The organism is Terasakiella sediminum (assembly GCF_033100395.1).
Taxonomy (GTDB): Bacteria; Pseudomonadota; Alphaproteobacteria; order Rhodospirillales; family Terasakiellaceae; genus Terasakiella.
Genome location: NZ_JAWLVJ010000002.1, coordinates 172,753 through 190,029, shown reverse-complemented (window position 1 = coordinate 190,029; position 17,277 = coordinate 172,753). Strand labels below are relative to the sequence as shown.

The 17,277-nt window shown below is 48.9% G+C and carries 14 protein-coding genes; 9 read left to right on the top strand and 5 right to left on the bottom strand.

Translation table 11 applies throughout. From position 1 onward, the window contains the following. Nucleotide 1: 1 nt before the first annotated feature. Nucleotides 2-2,296, bottom strand: coding sequence for a sensor histidine kinase (locus RYZ26_RS02185; protein WP_317681501.1), 2,295 nt, complete (start codon nucleotides 2,294-2,296; stop codon nucleotides 2-4). Nucleotides 2,297-2,629: 333 nt separating this feature from the next. Here RYZ26_RS02185 and RYZ26_RS02180 point away from each other — a divergent pair, with 333 nt between their 5' ends. From RYZ26_RS02180 to RYZ26_RS02170, 3 genes are read left to right on the top strand one after another with little or no spacing between them, the layout of a single operon-like run. Then, nucleotides 2,630-4,564, top strand: a complete 1,935-nt coding sequence (locus RYZ26_RS02180; protein ID WP_317681500.1) for a PrkA family serine protein kinase — start codon at nucleotides 2,630-2,632, stop codon at nucleotides 4,562-4,564. A 14-nt stretch (nucleotides 4,565-4,578) separates the two neighbouring features. Beyond that, on the top strand, nucleotides 4,579-5,892 hold the full coding sequence (locus RYZ26_RS02175; RefSeq protein WP_317681499.1) for a YeaH/YhbH family protein: 1,314 nt from the start codon (nucleotides 4,579-4,581) through the stop codon (nucleotides 5,890-5,892). Continuing rightward, nucleotides 5,892-7,457: a SpoVR family protein gene (locus RYZ26_RS02170; protein WP_317681498.1), complete on the top strand. Its 1,566-nt coding sequence runs from the start codon at nucleotides 5,892-5,894 to the stop codon at nucleotides 7,455-7,457. The genes RYZ26_RS02175 and RYZ26_RS02170 overlap by 1 nt, the downstream gene beginning before the upstream one ends. A 106-nt stretch (nucleotides 7,458-7,563) precedes the next feature. On the opposite strand, the gene RYZ26_RS02165 is transcribed toward RYZ26_RS02170, so the two are convergent. After that, nucleotides 7,564-8,061 carry a hypothetical protein gene (locus RYZ26_RS02165; RefSeq protein WP_317681497.1) on the bottom strand — a complete coding sequence of 166 codons (498 nt, stop codon included), beginning with the start codon at nucleotides 8,059-8,061 and terminating at the stop codon, nucleotides 7,564-7,566. Nucleotides 8,062-8,237: 176 nt separating this feature from the next. Then, on the bottom strand, nucleotides 8,238-9,830 hold the full coding sequence (locus RYZ26_RS02160; RefSeq protein WP_317681496.1) for an ATP-binding protein: 1,593 nt from the start codon (nucleotides 9,828-9,830) through the stop codon (nucleotides 8,238-8,240). 313 nt (nucleotides 9,831-10,143) lie between these two features. Between RYZ26_RS02160 and hppD the strand changes: the two genes are divergently transcribed. Beyond that, on the top strand, nucleotides 10,144-11,220 hold the full coding sequence (gene hppD / locus RYZ26_RS02155) for a 4-hydroxyphenylpyruvate dioxygenase (RefSeq protein ID WP_317681495.1): 1,077 nt from the start codon (nucleotides 10,144-10,146) through the stop codon (nucleotides 11,218-11,220). A gap of 64 nt (nucleotides 11,221-11,284) precedes the next feature. On the opposite strand, the gene ahcY is transcribed toward hppD, so the two are convergent. Next, a complete protein-coding gene (gene ahcY / locus RYZ26_RS02150; protein WP_317681494.1) occupies nucleotides 11,285-12,691 on the bottom strand; it encodes an adenosylhomocysteinase in 1,407 nt (468 codons plus the stop codon). A gap of 224 nt (nucleotides 12,692-12,915) precedes the next feature. Here ahcY and RYZ26_RS02145 point away from each other — a divergent pair, with 224 nt between their 5' ends. After that, complete coding sequence (locus tag RYZ26_RS02145; RefSeq protein WP_317681493.1) at nucleotides 12,916-13,086, top strand: hypothetical protein; 171 nt, start codon at nucleotides 12,916-12,918, stop codon at nucleotides 13,084-13,086. 17 nt (nucleotides 13,087-13,103) lie between these two features. On the opposite strand, the gene RYZ26_RS02140 is transcribed toward RYZ26_RS02145, so the two are convergent. Continuing rightward, a complete protein-coding gene (locus RYZ26_RS02140; protein WP_317681492.1) occupies nucleotides 13,104-13,892 on the bottom strand; it encodes an alpha/beta hydrolase in 789 nt (262 codons plus the stop codon). A 43-nt stretch (nucleotides 13,893-13,935) separates the two neighbouring features. Between RYZ26_RS02140 and RYZ26_RS02135 the strand changes: the two genes are divergently transcribed. The 4 genes from RYZ26_RS02135 to pgsA are packed head-to-tail and all read left to right on the top strand — an operon-like array spanning nucleotide 13,936 to nucleotide 17,272. Next, entirely contained in the window at nucleotides 13,936-15,123 is a 1,188-nt protein-coding gene (locus RYZ26_RS02135; RefSeq protein WP_317681491.1) for a glycosyltransferase family 4 protein, read from the top strand. A 5-nt stretch (nucleotides 15,124-15,128) separates the two neighbouring features. Beyond that, nucleotides 15,129-16,058, top strand: a complete 930-nt coding sequence (locus RYZ26_RS02130) for a glycosyltransferase family 9 protein (protein WP_317681490.1) — start codon at nucleotides 15,129-15,131, stop codon at nucleotides 16,056-16,058. 5 nt (nucleotides 16,059-16,063) lie between these two features. Continuing rightward, complete coding sequence (locus tag RYZ26_RS02125; protein ID WP_317681489.1) at nucleotides 16,064-16,702, top strand: LysE family translocator; 639 nt, start codon at nucleotides 16,064-16,066, stop codon at nucleotides 16,700-16,702. Between the two features lie 9 nt (nucleotides 16,703-16,711). Next, a complete protein-coding gene (gene pgsA / locus RYZ26_RS02120; protein ID WP_317681488.1) occupies nucleotides 16,712-17,272 on the top strand; it encodes a CDP-diacylglycerol--glycerol-3-phosphate 3-phosphatidyltransferase in 561 nt (186 codons plus the stop codon). Nucleotides 17,273-17,277: the final 5 nt, after the last annotated feature.

The window sequence follows — 17,277 nt, the reverse complement described above, 5'->3', positions numbered from 1 at the left end:
CTCAATTTCCCTTTAGTGGCAGTCGGCACGTCACCACGGTTCCTTTCTGCGGAATGGAATCAAGTGTCACCGTCCCGCCATGTAATTCAATAAAGCGTTTCACCAGTGTCAAACCAAGACCAGCCCCGCCTTCACCCGTGCCATGGGTTTCGCCACGCTCAAAACTTCCGAAGATACGATCCTGATCGGCACGTGCAATGCCCTGCCCGGTATCGCCCACACTAAAGATCAACTGATCATTTTCCCTGAACGCACTTAAGGTCACGCTTCCTCCCGGCGGTGTATAGCGAATGGCGTTGGTAAGCAAGTTGAACATGACCTGCTTGAGCCTTTTTTCATCCGCCGTGATCCAGCCGATATCCTGCGGACATTCAAAATCAAGCGCGATTCGATTACGTTTGGCACTTTCTTTCACCAGAGAAAGGACGCTCACCATCATTGTCTGAACATCAATATTATCCAGTTCCAGGGCGACCTGCCCAGCCTCAATCGTTGCCAGATCAAGAATGTCAGATACCAATGTGCTGAGCTGACCCGCACTTTTCTGAATCCCTTGGGCATATTCCATCTGGCGCTTGTTCAGCTCGCCAAAATATTCTTCACACAGCAAATCAGCAAAGCCCACAAGGGTGGTCAGTGGCGTTCTGATTTCATAAGACACATTGGCAATAAATTCGGATTTCAACACGTCTGCTTCATGCTGCGCGTCCGATCGTTCGCGCAAGGCCTGTTCCACCACTGCACTGTCGGTCACATCCAGATAGGACAAAAGCGATCCGCCATCAGGCAAGGGAACGGAGGCAAATTCAAGGATGGAGCCATCACTGCGCATCAAACGTTGGGAGTTGGGTTCACGCATCATGATGCGCGCAACCAGTTGTTCTTTAAAACTCGCCCAGTCCTCGACGCCCTGATAAAAATCCTTACATTGTTCCACCACGGTCGTGATGCGCGGGGCACCGGATAGGAATTCGTGGGACAATTGCCAGATATTTGCAAAGGCTGGATTAAACAGACGGACCTTACCATCCGGGCCAAACACCACGACCCCTTCAAACAGATTGTCCAGCGTTTCACGTTGAACGGCGGCCAAGGCTTTGTTGGAACTTTCAAGTGCCAATGTATCACTGACATCTTCAAAAGTCATGACCAGACCACTGACCGGGTGTGGACTGACAATGGCACGCAGGGTCGAATTATCCGGTAAATGCAGACTGCTTTCTTCGGGGCGTTCCAGTTCAACAAACAGAGCCAGCTGTTCCTGACGGAACGCTTTGAAGTTGGCATATTCCGGTAGTTTCCGTGTTTCGCGCAGGCGATCCAGAATTTCCCCATATGACGGATGACTATCCAGCCAGCGCGGATCCAACCCCCATAGTCTTGCATACGCGGTGTTATAAAAGCTAAGCCGGGTATCGCCGTTAAAGATTGCGATGGCGGTAACCAGATTTTCAAGGGCAGCGCGCAACAGGCTTTCGCCACGTTTGGCGACCTCAATCTGCGCTTCGGTGGAAGAAACGTCATCAGCCAGACCAATAAAGCCTTCCCCCCCTGCCAGTGGGATTTCACAGACTTCAAACAAATGCGCATCCTGCCCCACAGGCAGACTTAGACGTTCGCGCACTTCCCGCCCGGCTTCCATCGCGCGTTGGGCGATGGTCTGACTGTGATCCCCATCTGGGGCGGCAGCATTGCGATAAATTATATGTCCGGCTGCATCACGCATCCAGATAGGTAAAGGCAAAGCATCCAAAACAGAAAGAAGACGATTACGTTCATGGGTCATGACGTTTAAGGATTTCGCCATAGGGCCATTGGCAACCACGGCTTCATTTGCCAGACGCATCCACAGCAAATCCACCAACGGTTGGCCGTCTTCGCTCAAGACCCGTTGGCCAACTGCCTGCACCACCCGGTCATCCCCACCTTTTAGAGGCAGGATCAGATCAAAACTTAGACCTTCGCGGTGAAGCTGATTAACCGATCCATCCAGCGTGCGCGCCGCGTCATCATCAAAACACTGCAAGATTTCACCATATCGTGACTGCGTACCCTTGGCGAGATCCAGCATCACAGCCATACGGGCAGAACAATTTTCCACCCCATTGACCACATTCCAGCGATAAAGCCCATCGGGCATGCCGACCAGTACTTCCTGCAACTGAATAATCTGCTGACCGAGTTTCTCACGTTCTTCAATAGCCGCCTTGTCTTTACGCCACAGCCAGACGATGGCCGGGATAGCCAACCCCGCCATTGCAATCACGCCCAACAGAAATGCGCCAAGAGAATTCATTTAAAACCAAGAAATAAGATAGAGAACAGATGCGATTCTACGCACTTTATATGCGATGCACAACCGTTTGAATATAGGCCAGATCAGCCATATGGGAAGCGTACCTTGCACTTTTAAATCACAAGTAGGACAACCTTTTCAAAATATAATACCAGAGTAGCCATCACACACTCGCGAAAAAGTGATGATTTTATTCGATAAATTTCCATTTCTGACATTGAAATACAAAAATTCAGCCTCACTTATATAAAAGAACATACCGAGGAAATGAGGCGTGCAAGCGTTCGACTAGGCCCATCGAAAAACGGTTCACGCCGAGAAAAGGAGCCTGATATGGAAGTGTTTGATCTATATTCGGAAATTTATGCTAAAGAACGCCAGGAAGAGATGTCCCTGCAGGAATATCTGCTGGGCTGTCGCGAAGACAAAATGATGTTCGCCACCGCGCCTGAACGTATGGTTCATGCCATGGGCGAACCGGAATTTTTAGACACGAATAACGACCCTGTTCTGGGCCGGATATACCAAAATCGAACGCTTAAAATCTATCCCTCTTTCAAAGATTTTTACGGGATGGAAGATACGATTGAACGGATCGCCGGATATTTCAATTATGCAGCACAAGGCCTGGAAGAAAGAAAACAGGTGCTTTATCTGCTTGGGCCTGTGGGCGGTGGTAAATCATCCATTGCAGAACGGCTGAAAAGCCTGATGGAAGAATGCCCGATTTACGTTTTAAAAGCGGGTAATGCCATCAGTCCGGTCTTTGAATCCCCCCTTGGTCTGTTCAATCCATCCAAATTCGGTGATCTGTTTGAAGATAAATATAATATCGCCCGACGTCGCCTAAGCGGCCTGATGTCGCCCTGGGCGTCCAAGCGGATGCAGGAATTTGATGGCGACATTTCAAAATTCAGCGTGGTGCGCCTGATGCCGTCCAAGCTGCATCAACGCTGTGTCGCCAAGGTGGAACCGGGCGACGAAAACAACCAGGATATCTCTACCCTTGTCGGTAAAGTCGATATCCGCCAACTCGAACATTTCAGTCAACATGACCCCGACGCCTATAGCTTTAGTGGCGGCCTAAACCGCACCACCCAAGGCATCATGGAATTTGTCGAAATGTTCAAGGCCCCGATCAAGGTTCTGCACCCGCTGTTGACCGCGACACAGGAAGAAAACTATCTGGGCACCGAAAGTTTTGGGGCGTTTCCTTATCAGGGGATCGTGCTTGCCCATTCGAATGAAAGTGAATGGACCCAGTTTAAAAACAACAAAAACAACGAAGCCTTCCTGGATCGGATTTGCATCGTTAAGGTGCCTTACTGTCTGCGGGTCAGTGAAGAAACCAAAATCTATGAAAAACTGCTGCAGTCTTCCAAGCTCAATGAAGCCACCTGCGCACCAGAAACCTTGCGTCTGATGGCTCAGTTCTCGGTCCTGACACGGCTTAAAGCCCATGATAATTCCACCCTATTTTCCAAAATGCGGGTCTATGACGGGGAAAACCTGAAAGATACCGACCCGAAAGCCAGAAGCGTGCAGGAATATCGCGATATGGCAGGCGTGGATGAAGGCATGACCGGGATTTCCACCCGCTTTGCCTTTAAGGTGCTGTCTCAAACTTTCAACTATGACACCGCAGAGATTGCTGCCGATCCAGTTCATCTGATGTATGTGCTGGAAATGGCGATCAAGCGCGAACAATTCCCGAAAGAACAGGAAGAAGAATATCTGGATTTCATCAAATCCGAACTGGCCCCGCGCTATGCTGAATTTATCGGTAATGAAATTCAACGTGCCTATCTGGAATCCTATTCCGAATATGGGCAAAACCTGTTTGACCGTTACATCGCCTATGCAGATGCCTGGATTGAAGAACAGGATTTCAAAGACCCGGATACAGGCCAGATGTTTGAACGCGAAATTCTGGATGGGGAATTGTCCAAGATCGAAAAACCAGCAGGCATCGCCAACCCCAAAGATTTCCGCAACGAAGTGGTCAAATTCGTGCTGCGTGCACGTGCCAACAACAAAGGCAAAAACCCCAACTGGGCATCTTATGAAAAACTGCGCGATGTCATTGAAAAACATATGTTCAATCAAGTGGAAGACTTGCTGCCGGTCATCAGTTTCGGATCGAAGAAAGATGGCGAGACCGAAGCCAAACATGGCGAGTTCGTCGAACGCATGAAAGAACATGGATATTCAGAACGGCAAGTCCGTCGGTTGGTGGAATGGTATATGCGCGTCAATAAAGCCGGATAAGAAAGGGGGCCTACATGCGCTATTTTGTGGACCGCCGCGAAAATCCAAAAGGCAAGAGCATGGGGAACAGACAACGGTTTGTTCACCGTGCCCGTGCCCGCATCAAGGAAGTCGTCAATAAATCGCTGAAAGACCGCAGCATCAAAGATTTGGCCAGTGGCGAAACCATCACCATTCCATCCAAAGGGATTGAAGAACCCAAATTCTTAAAAGATCCGCGTTCCGGCAAAAAAGACCGGGTCTTTCCGGGCAATAAAGAATTTGTGCCCGGCGATACCATCAACCGCCCACAACAAGGGGCTGGGGGACAGGGGAAGAAAGCGTCCGAAGATGGCGGTGGGGAAGATAATTTCAGCTTCACCCTGACGCGCGATGAATTCCTTGATCTGTTTTTTGAAGATCTGGAACTGCCCGCCCTTGTCAAGAAATCCCTGACCGATACCAAGAACTTCCAAACCAAACATGCAGGCTATCGCACCACGGGCAGTACTTCTAACATCACCCTTGTGCGCACCATGCGCCAATCCCTTGCCCGGCGCATGGCCTTGAAACGCCCCAAAAAGGATGAGATTGAAGAGCTGGAAGCAAAAATTGCAGAACTGGAAGCCAAAAAACGTCTGGGCCCGCGCCAGCAGGAACGGCTGGAAGAATTAAAGGCCGAGCTTGAAAAGCTGATGCGCAAACGCCAGGTGGTCGGTTTTATTGATCCCATCGATGTGCGCTACCACGCTTTTGAAAAAGTGCCGCAACCCAATTCCAAAGCCGTCATGTTCTGCCTGATGGATGTATCCGGATCCATGGGGGAACGGGAAAAAGAACTGGCCAAACGGTTCTTCCTGTTGCTCCACCTGTTTCTGGATCGCAAATATGAATATACCGAGATTGTCTTTATCCGTCACACCCATGTGGCTTCCGAAGTGGATGAAGAAACCTTCTTTTACGGACGTGAAAGTGGTGGCACAGTCGTCAGTCGCGCATTGGAAGAAATGATCAAGGTGCAGAAAAAACGTTATCCGGCAGATATCTGGAACATCTATGGCGCACAAGTGTCAGACGGGGACAATATCAATGGGGATTCCGAGGCCTGCATCAAGATGCTGAATGACGATATTTTACCGCTTTTACAATATTACACTTACATCGAAGTGGTTGATGAACGCGAAATGGACATTGTACGTAATGGTGAGGGAGGCTCCGCACTCTGGCGGTCATACCGTCAGGTGCGCGACGCCTGGTCCCTGTTTAAAATGGGCAAAATTTCTGAGCCCGGCGACATCTATGGCGTGTTCCGCGACCTCTTTGCCAAAGATATAAACGGGGTATCATAATGAGCAAAAAAACAAAGCCCCTTTTTGAAAGGTCCGAATGGACATTTGATCTGATGTCCAAGGCCTATGACGCCATTGAAGAGATTGCGCGCGAAGAACTGCATCTGGATACCTACCCCAATCAGATCGAGATCATATCGTCTGAACAAATGCTGGATGCTTATTCTGCCATTGGTCTGCCGTTGATGTATAAACACTGGTCGTTCGGCAAACGGTTTGTCCAGGACGAACATAGTTATCGGCGCGGCTATTCAGGTCTGGCCTATGAAATCGTCATCAATTCCAGTCCCTGTATCAGCTATAATATGGAAGACAGTTCCATGGCGATGCAGACCCTTGTCATGGCGCACGCTGCCTTCGGCCATAACCATTTCTTTAAGAACAACTATCTTTTTCAGCAATGGACCGATGCGGAAGGCATTCTGGAATATCTGTCTTTTGCCCGTGACTATATCGCCAAATGCGAAGAACGCCATGGCCGCGAACGGGTGGAAGACATTCTGGATGCTGCCCATGCCTTGATGGATCAAGGCGTCTTTCGCTACCGCCGCCCACCCAAACTGTCCAAAGAAGCGCTTCATAAAAAGAATAAAGAGCGCGAGGAATATGAAGAACATACCTATAACGATCTCTGGCGCACAGTGCCCATCAATGAAGAAGACGACACTGAACCATCCGAAGACGAGATCGAAAAGAAAAAACGCCGCGACACCTTCAAACTGCCGGAAGAGAATCTGCTTTATTTCCTGGAAAAGAACAGCCCGATCCTGTCAACGTGGGAACGCGAAATTTTACGGATCGTGCGCAATATCTCGCAGTATTTCTATCCGCAAAAACAAACCAAAGTGATGAATGAAGGCTGCGCCACCTTCGTTCATTACACCATCTTCAACCGCCTGTATGACAAGGGATTGATTACCGAAGGGGCCATGCTGGAAATGCTCCACAGCCATACCAGTGTGGTCTTCCAGCCGGAATTTGATGATCCCCGCTACAACGGCATCAACCCTTATGCCCTTGGGTTTAACATGATGATGGATATCAAACGCATGTGTATGGACCCGACCGACGAAGACCGTGAATGGTTCCCGGACATTGCAGGCAATGGGGAATGGCGCGACACCTTGCTGGACGCCTGGGCGAATTACCGCGATGAAAGCTTCATCCTGCAATATCTCAGCCCCCATCTGATGCGTAAAATGCGACTCTTTTCCATTCATGACGATGCGAGGAAGTCTGCTCTGGAAGTCAACGCTATCCATAATAATGCAGGCTATCGCGATGTGCGCAACGCCTTGGCTGATACCTATAACCTGTCCTTGCAAGAACCGGACATTCAGGTCGTCGATGTGAATATGCGCGGTAATCGCACCCTCTATTTGCGCCATCGCATCAAAAACGATGTGACACTGCATGAACCCTACTGCGATGAGGTGCTGAAACATCTCAAAGTGCTCTGGGGCTACGACATTGTGCTGAAGGGTCGCGACCAACAGACGGACGAACTGCTCTACAGCTTCACCACCAAGGTAAAGAAAGAAAAGGAAGTCCACGAATTGGCTTGAGAGACGATATTCTTCTAGTGTCAGCCCGCAGACGCGCTGTGGGCTAATGGGTTAAAACCATCCTTCGACATAAACCCATTATGACGCAACGCGTGCGTCATGGCACTCAATAGGATTGAATGCGCCGCCACACAAGCTCATGCCAAGCATTGCTGCCATAAGCCGCGACTAAATTGTTATTAACCTTTTTCCAATATTCATCGCAATCTTGATCAAGCCCAATCACTTTGATGAAATCATCCTTCACCACCATAAACTGGCGCTTATATGGGAGCAGATACATATCAGGATTTTCTGCCAGATAAATTTGAGCCTCATCATAATCTGCAAACCAGTTATTTAACAAAGCCGTACATTGACCAGAATACCACATTTTACCCATGTCACTGTCCGGTGTCGACATACCCGACAATGTAATTTTGGCGTGGTTCCAATCGATAAATCCGACCTGTTTGGCAATTTGGTTCAAACAGGTTTTACGCCTTAGATCTTGTGCGGCAGACACATCTAATTTAAAAGCAGACAAGATTTCAGACTCGCCAGCATTCAATCGTTTTTGCAATTTTTTTGCACGGATTTTCAGTTCATCAATTGATCTATACATGATCAAAAATACTCCTAAATCTATCGACAGACCCGCTTGCCAACTTAAAAGTAATTTTGAAAATTTAATCTATATTTCGTTAGATCATTAAGGGTGACACCGTCTTTTGCGGGAAGGCAGCCCTGACTACCTGTCAAAGAGATATCATTGTCAGCCTGGGATTTCAAGCATATGCTTTACTCAATGAATGCATGTTTCTCCAGCGCAGCAATCAATTGATCACGCGTATAGGGTTTAGTCAGGATATCGTTGATGCCAACACTGAAGAACGTATTTTTCTGTTCTTCAAAAGCTTCAGCTGTCAGCGCGATAATGGGAATTTCCGCCCCGCCATTTTCCCGGATCAGCTTTGTTGCCGTGATCCCGTCCATTTCCGGCATCTGAATATCCATCAAGATCAGATCGTAGGTCTGTTCGCTTGCCGATTGCACAGCCGCACAGCCGGTTTTGACCAGATTATGGGTGCAGCCGAGCTTGTCCAGATAGTTCATAATGACTTGCGCATTTATGTGATTATCTTCAGCTACAAGGATGTTCAGCTTGGCGAAATCTTTTTCACTCTCTTTACCTTTTTGGAACGGCAAGGCCTGTGAATAGGCTTGCGAGATCGCCAGATCAAATGTCATGGCAAAGGTGGTGCCACATTCCTGCTGGCTTTCAACCTTCAAACTCCCCTCCATCAATGAACAGAGTTTGTTCACGATGGACAACCCTAACCCACTGCCGCCATACTTACGGCTGATGGAATTATCTTCCTGCGTGAAAGGTTCAAAGATACTGTCCAGTTTATCCGAAGCAATCCCGATCCCGGTATCGGAAACAGAAAGGTTTACACGTACACGCTCGCCCCCATCCAGAACCCGCCCGGAAACAGTCACTTTGATCTCGCCTTCCTGGGTAAATTTAATCGCATTACTGACCAGATTCCAAAGCACCTGAGAGATGCGCAACTGATCGCCAACAAAAAACTGCGTTGATAGCCCGGTGATATCCGTCCTGAGTTTCACCTTACTTTCGTTGATAGAATGTCTCGCATTATCGACTACGCTATTGACCAGTTCAATCAGGTCGAAATCGGCATATTCCAGTTCCAGATGATCGCTTTCGATCTTTCCCATATCCAGAATATTGTTCAGGATGCTTTGTAACACATCACCGGAATGCAAGATCGTCTGCACATATTTACGCTGAGTTTGATCCAGCACCGTGTCGTTCAAATGGTTCGCAATCCCCAAAATGCCGTTAAGCGGCGTGCGGATTTCATGGCTCATGGTCGATAAAAACTGGGTCTTGGCCGCATTGGCTTTATCGGCCAGCACCTTTGCGTCAAAGGCCGCTTTCTCGGCCGCTACCCGTTCAGTGATATTGGTTGCGACCCCCAGATAGCCCTTCAACTCCCCTTCTTCATCACGGATGGGGGTGACACCCAGATTGACTTGAATGTGCGTTCCGTCTTTACAGATATAGGTCCATTCGCGTTCCTCATAGCCACAGCGGAGAGCTTCGACAACGAAGACCTCAAACCCTTCGATAGGGCGACCATATTGTTCGGTGAGTTCTGCCCCGCGTTCAATGACTTCATCAAGCAAATGAATGATCGCAGGCGTCTGCTTGCACACCATTTCTTCGGCAGAATATCCCAGCATCCGTTCTGCACCAGGGTTAAATACGGTGATCACCCCGTCAATATCCGTTGAGATAATAGACACCAGCGAGGCCGCATCCAGCAGGCGACTCAGATGTTCATATGTAATATATTGCTTGGACATTTATGCGACATGCTTCCTGAAGTGAAGTCCCTGTTCTACCTTATATTGGGTCGCATTTCAAAATATCCAGCGATTGAATAAGGTTGTATGCCACATAAACGATAAGGCGCATTTAGTTTCTTTTGAAATTATTTCACTTGAAATTAATTTGGAATTCCTCCAAACTATCTGAATTAGATTTAGAAACTGAGGATTATTGTGTATCTAACCATCGCACAGTGGCTTTCAAAAAGCATCAGAGGAATTTCCGGGTCCCCGCCTGCATGAATGGCTGTTTTACAACCATTCACGACATATTAACGGAGATCTCTAAATGACTGATCTATTTGAAAACCCAATGGGGTTAGAAGGCTTTGAGTTTGTGGAATTCGCAGCACCCGAAGCAAACGTAATCGAGCCTGTTTTCGAAATGATGGGCTTTACCAAAGTCGCAACACATCGCTCAAAAGACGTGGATTTGTATCGTCAGGGCGATATCAATTTTATTCTGAATAAAGAACCCAAAAGCCTGGCTGCCTATTTTGCCGAAGAACATGGCCCCTCCCCCTGTGGCCTGGCATTCCGTGTACGTGATTCTCACAAAGCCTACGCACGCGCGCTAGAACTGGGTGCACAACCCATTGATATCCCGGCAGGCCCCATGGAGCTGAAACTCCCTGCCATCAAAGGTATTGGTGGTGCCCCGATCTACCTGATTGATCGCTATGAAGAAGGCGTATCCATTTACGATATTGATTTCGAATTCATCGAAGGGGTAGATCGCAAACCGGAAGGATGCGGCTTCCACGTCATTGATCACCTGACCCACAATGTCTATCGCGGTCGTATGGAATTCTGGGCCAATTATTATGAGAAACTGTTCAATTTCAAAGAACTGCGTTATTTCGACATCAAGGGTGAATATACCGGGCTGAAATCAAAAGCCATGACCGCACCGGATGGCAAAATTCGTATCCCCCTCAATGAAGAAGCAACGGGCGGCACAGGCCAGATCGAAGAATATCTGATGGCATTTAACGGAGAAGGCATCCAGCACATTGCGCTTTTGTGTGACGATCTGATCGCCTGCTGGGACAAGCTGAAAGAAAAAGGCGTGCCCTTTATGACCGCCCCACCTGATGCTTATTATGAAATGCTGGACGAACGCCTGCCCGGTCATGGCGAACCTGTTGGTGAACTGCAAAGTCGTGGCATTCTGCTGGATGGATCCACCAAGGATGACGATCCGCGTTTGCTCTTGCAGATTTTCTCAAACACCCTGATGGGACCTGTCTTCTTTGAATTTATTCAACGCAAAAAAGATGAAGGGTTCGGGGAAGGTAATTTCAAAGCCCTGTTTGAATCCATTGAACGCGACCAGCTGAGCCGTGGTGTCATTGCTGCTGATTAAACCAGGCAAAAAAGCCCTGCATCTTCCAATGCAGGGCTTTTTCTAACTGCAAACCGTCTGAAACTTAGTAACGATAAGCTTCTGGTTTGAACGGACCATTGACGGAAACGCCGATGTAGTCTGCTTGTTCCTGTGACAGTTTGGTCAGCTTCACGCCCAGTTTTTCCAGGTGCAGAGCAGCCACTTTTTCGTCCAGGTGTTTCGGCAGGACGTAAACTTGCTTTTCGTATTTGCCGTCTTCGTTGTTTTTGAACAGTTCGATCTGCGCCAGAACCTGGTTGGTGAAGGAGGCAGACATCACGAATGATGGGTGACCTGTTGCACAACCGAGGTTAACCAAGCGACCTTCTGCCAGCATGATGATCTTGTGGCCATCCGGGAATTCAATCTGGTCAACTTGTGGCTTGATGTTTGTCCACTTGTAGTTTTTCAGCGCAGCAATCTGAATTTCGTTATCGAAGTGACCGATGTTACAAACGATCGCGCCGTCTTTCATGCCATCCATATGTTCTTTACGGATGATGTCGAAGTTACCAGTTGTTGTTACGTAAATGTCACCTTCTGGCAGGGCATCTTCAACAGTTACAACCTCGAAACCTTCCATGGCAGCTTGCAGCGCACAGATTGGGTCGATTTCAGTAACCAGTACACGACAACCGGACGCACGCAGAGATTCCGCAGAACCTTTACCAACGTCACCATAACCACAAACAACAGCAACTTTACCAGCCATCATCACGTCAGTTGCACGGCGGATACCGTCAACCAGGGATTCACGACAGCCGTATTTGTTGTCGAACTTGGACTTGGTTACAGAATCGTTTACGTTGATCGCAGGGAACAGCAGTGTTTCTTTCTGCGCCATTTCGATCAGACGGTGAACACCTGTTGTTGTTTCTTCGGTCACACCCATGATGTCTTTAGCGGCTTTTGTGTACCACTGTGGGTCAATTTCGATATGCTTTTTAATCGCAGCAAACAGAACTTCTTCTTCTTCAGAACCTGGATTATCCAGAACGGACAGGTCTTTTTCAGCGTCTTGACCAAGGTGCAGCAACAATGTCGCATCGCCACCATCATCCAGGATCATGTTTGGTGTTGTGCCGTCGTGCCAAGCAAACAGACGGTGTGTGAAATCCCAGTATTCTTCCAGTGTTTCGCCTTTATGTGCAAAAACAGGAATACCAGCCGCAGCGATTGCAGCCGCAGCGTGGTCCTGTGTCGAAAAGATGTTACAGGAAACCCATCGCACTTCTGCACCCAGCGCAACCAGTGTTTCAATCAGGCAAGCTGTTTGAATGGTCATATGCAGGGAACCGGCGATTTTCGCGCCTTTCAGTGGCTGTGATGCGCCGAACTCCTCGCGCAGAGCCATCAGGCCTGGCATTTCAGCTTCCGCCAGTGTCAGTTCTTTACGGCCCCAGTCGGCCAAGCTCATATCAGCAACCTGATAATCGGTAAATTCACTCATATTGAGTTTCTCCACTTTGTACTGCGCTTGTTCAGCGCGTCTAAAAAACAAGCAGCCCGACGGATCGCCAAGATGCCCTATAAAACCTGAATTACAATATAAAGAAATCTTTATATGTTTATCAAGTAGTATTTTTAGAAATCTTCATTTTTCTGGCACGGCTCCTGCTTAACTAATTGGTAATACCAATTTCATATACTGTCTTATAGACGAGGAGAAATGCCATGACTTACGCACAACAACGCACCTATCGCAACCGGGACTACCAGGCCGATTTCGCCAAACGCCTTGTAAAAGCAGTGGGTTTTGATGACGCCATCAAGGAATGCTACGAAAACCAGTGGCTCGGCACCCTAATCCATATCCAGCATCTAAGGCACCTGCACCAATTATAAGAAGCGGCAATAAATGCCTAAGCTTTGCTCTCTAGCTGTTTCAGCAAAGCTTCCAATGTGCGCGTCAGGCGCTCAAGGTCGTGATCTTCGCTGAGACGGTGATCGCCATTTTTGATAAATGTGGTTTCCACATCATCGGATGTAATCATCTGTTCAATCTTTAAGGCTGTCGCCCAAGGCACATCTTCGTCTTTTTTGCCATGAAGCAGGCGCACCGGAACATCCAGCGGGATGGGTTTGCGCAAAACCAGATTTTCCCGGCCGTTATCCAGCAGCGTTTTTGAGATCACATAAGGTTCATCCCCATAATCGGACGGGATTTCCACATAGCCCTGTTCCTGAATGGTGTGATGCTGTTCATGCGTCAGATCATCCATCATCAGGTCTTCGGTAAAATCAGGCGCTGCAGCAATGCCGATCAATCCGGCGATTTTTTCCGGGCGTTTCATGGCAGAAAGCAGCATATTCCAGCCCCCCATAGAGGATCCGATCAGGATTTGCGGACCTTCGCAGACCTTATCCAGCATATCCACGGTATCATTGGACCATCTTTCAATCGTTCCGTCCTTGAAATCGCCATCTGACTGGCCGTGGCCCTGACAATCAAAGCGCAAAAAAGCCTGACCACGTTTTTTGCAATATTCTTCAACGGCTAAGGCCTTGCCGCCATCCATATCTGACATTAAACCATGAAGAAAAACTACACCGGGTGCTGCCCCTGCGCTATAGTGATACGCGATTCTTTCACCATTTTCTTGTGTTAAGAAGGATGGTGCGCTATTTCCTGTAGGAAGATCGGTTGTCATAGGTTAGAACCACCAAATAAGAAGCCATAAAAAGATAAGAAGCATGATTGATAGCACCAATCCCACAGACCCGCAAACCCCCGAGTTATCCAGCCGCCGCGCAACCGTTTTACAGGTGCTGCCCGCGATGGTGACAGGTGGTGTTGAACGTGGCACCGTTGAAATGGCCGAAGCCATCGTCAATGCCGGGGGACGTGCCCTTGTGGCCTCTGCTGGTGGACCCATGGTTCATGAACTGACCCGCGTGGGCGCAGAACATATCGAACTGCCCGTGGATTCGAAAAACTTCTTCATCATGCGCAAAAATGCAACGCGTCTGGCCAGACTGATCCGAAAAGAACGCGTTGATCTGGTTCATGCACGATCGCGTGCCCCGGCCTGGAGTGCTTATTGGGCAGCCAAACGCACCAACCGTCCGTTTGTCACCACATTCCATGGCACATACAGCCACGGTAATCCTTTTAAACGCTGGTATAACTCGGTTATGACCAAGGGTGACCGTGTGATTGCCATTTCCAGCTTTATTGCCGGACATATGCGCAAAATCTATGGCGTGCGCCGCGAAATCATCCGCCTGATCCACCGTGGTGTCGATCTGTTCCGTTTTGATCCAGACAAGGTCACAGCCGAGCGTCTGGTCAAGCTGACCACCCAATGGAATATCCCGGACGGTGTGCCCGTGATCGCCTTGCCCGGTCGTTTGACGCGATGGAAAGGCCAATTGGTCTTTATTGATGCAATTGCCAAGCTGAACCGGACCGATATCTGCTGTCTGTTGATCGGGTCTGATCAGGGTCGCACAGAATATCGCAAACTGCTGGAACGCAAGATCAAGGAAAACAATCTACAAGGCATCGTTACCATTGTGGATGAATGTAATGACATGCCGACAGCCTATATGTTGACTGATCTTGTTGTTTCTGCTTCCACCGATCCGGAAGCTTTCGGTCGCGTGGTCTGCGAGGCCCAGGCCATGGGCCGCCCGGTTGTAGCAACCGATCATGGTGGGGCGCGCGAAACCGTGATTGAAGATGAAACAGGCTGGCTCTGTAAACCGGGGGATGCTGGTTCCATGGCAAAAGCCATTGAAAAAGGCCTGAACCTGTCAGCTGACAAGCGTGAAAAAATGGCCCAGAAAGCCAAGGCACATATTGAAACAGAATTTTCAAAAGAAGCCATGTGCGCAAAAACCCTTGAAGTCTATAACGAAGTTCTAACCATCGGCTCCTGACCCTAATGCCCAATTCAAACGACAAGCAGGAACGTATCCTCGTCATCAAGCTAAGTGCCCTTGGTGATTTTGTGCAGGCCTTGGGCCCAATGAAAGCCATTCGCGATCATCACCCCGAAGCCCACATTACGTTACTGACGACCAAACCCTATATGTCTTTGGGTAAGGCTTGTGGCTATTTTGATGCCGTCTGGCAGGATGCGCGCCCCAAGGCTTGGCAGGTTCGGCGCACGTTGAAACTTCGCCAACAGTTAAAAAGCGGCAATTTTGATCGGGTCTATGACCTACAGACCTCTGATCGCTCTTCCGGCTATTTCAAGCTGATGGGATCAAAGGTCAAATGGTCGGGCATTGCACGTGGCTGTTCCCATCCCCATGCCAATCCTCAACGTGATTTTATGCACACCATTGATCGTCAGGCGGAACAGCTGGAAATGGCAGGCATCTTTACAACACCGCTGCCTGATCTTTCCTGGGCTGAGGCAGACCTGTCGCGTTTTGACCTGGATAGCCATTTCGCCCTGCTCGTCCCGGGTGGTGCGCCACACCGTCCCGACAAACGCTGGCCTGCTGAAAAATACGCTGATCTCGCCCATTGCCTGATTGAACGCAATATCCAGCCTGTCATGCTGGGCACGGCCAAAGAAGGCGACGTGTTGGATGCGATTCTGGATCGTTGCCCGCAGGTTTGTGATTTATCCAGCCAGACAGATTTCATCGAGATCGCAGCGTTAGCAAAAAAAGCCCGTGTTGCAATCGGCAATGATACAGGGCCGATGCATATCATTTCACTGGCCGGATGTCCTTCCATTGCGCTTTATTCCAATGCGTCTGATCCACAATTATGTGGACAGCGAGGTCCAAATGTTACGATATTACGAGAAGACAGTCTAAATACGTTAGACGTTGATCGTGTTCTTGCTGCAATCGAGTAAAAGCCATGCTGACATTCATGGACTGGCTGATGTTTATTCCAGCCTCTATCCTTATCTCTCTGAGCTTCGGGCCAAATAACTTTATGAGTGTGGTCAATGGCATGCGTTTTGGCCCTGTGGCTGCGACCAAAGCCTGCACAGGCCGCGTCATCGTTTTTGCCGCCATGGTTGTCATTACGGCGGCCGGACTTGGCATTCTTCTTGCCACCTCGAAAACAGCTTTTGAAGTGATCAAATGGTGCGGAGTTGCCTACCTTGCCTATCTCGGGATCAAAATCTTTATGGCAAAAAGCGATGAGTCACTTTTGCCGTCAAACGGTGAGAAGTCCGTTTATCGCGGCTCCCTACCCCTTATGAAAAAAGAATTTATGATCGCTGCGGCCAATCCCAAGGCAATCCTTGTTATGACCGCTGTTCTGCCGCAGTTTATCAGCATGGATGGCGACTATTTCCAGCAATTCATGATCATCGGCGTAACATTTCTGGCTACCGAATTTATTGCGGCCTGGACCTACGGGATGGCTGGACATTTTGTTGGTACCCGTAATTTTGGCGCTGCCATGCAGCAGAAAATCAACCATGCAACAGGCGGAATGTTTCTGATTTTTGCAGCATTGCTTGCTTTTGCCGAACAGGAAAGCTAAGACCATCATATGCTTTGGAACGTACCAAATATCCTGACCGCCTCGCGCATTCTGATCATCCCTGTGTTGATCGGTCTTTATATGGTGGGTGAACCGGAAGGCAACTGGATGGCCTTCTCGTTGTATGTCTATGCCTGTATCACCGATTTCTTCGATGGCTGGCTGGCGCGCAAGATGGATTTGCAGTCCGCCCTTGGTCGTTTCATGGACCCTATCGCTGATAAATTATTGATCGCGACCCTGATCGTGATGCTGATCGGCTTTGGTCCCATCGATGGCATCCATGTGCTGGCGGCAGGTATTATTCTGGTGCGTGAACTGCTGGTCTCAGGCCTGCGGGAATTTTTGGCAGAAACCAAAATCAGTGTGCCTGTCACCCTGCTTGCCAAATGGAAAACCACCATTCAAATGCTGGCTCTGGGTTTCCTGATCGTGGGCAATGCCGGTCCATATCTGTGGATTGCAGAAACCGTGACGGTGGGCTATGTCGGATTGTGGATAGCCGCCATTTTGACCCTGATTACCGGGTACGACTATTTGCGGACTGGACTTAAACATATGGTGGATTAAACTAC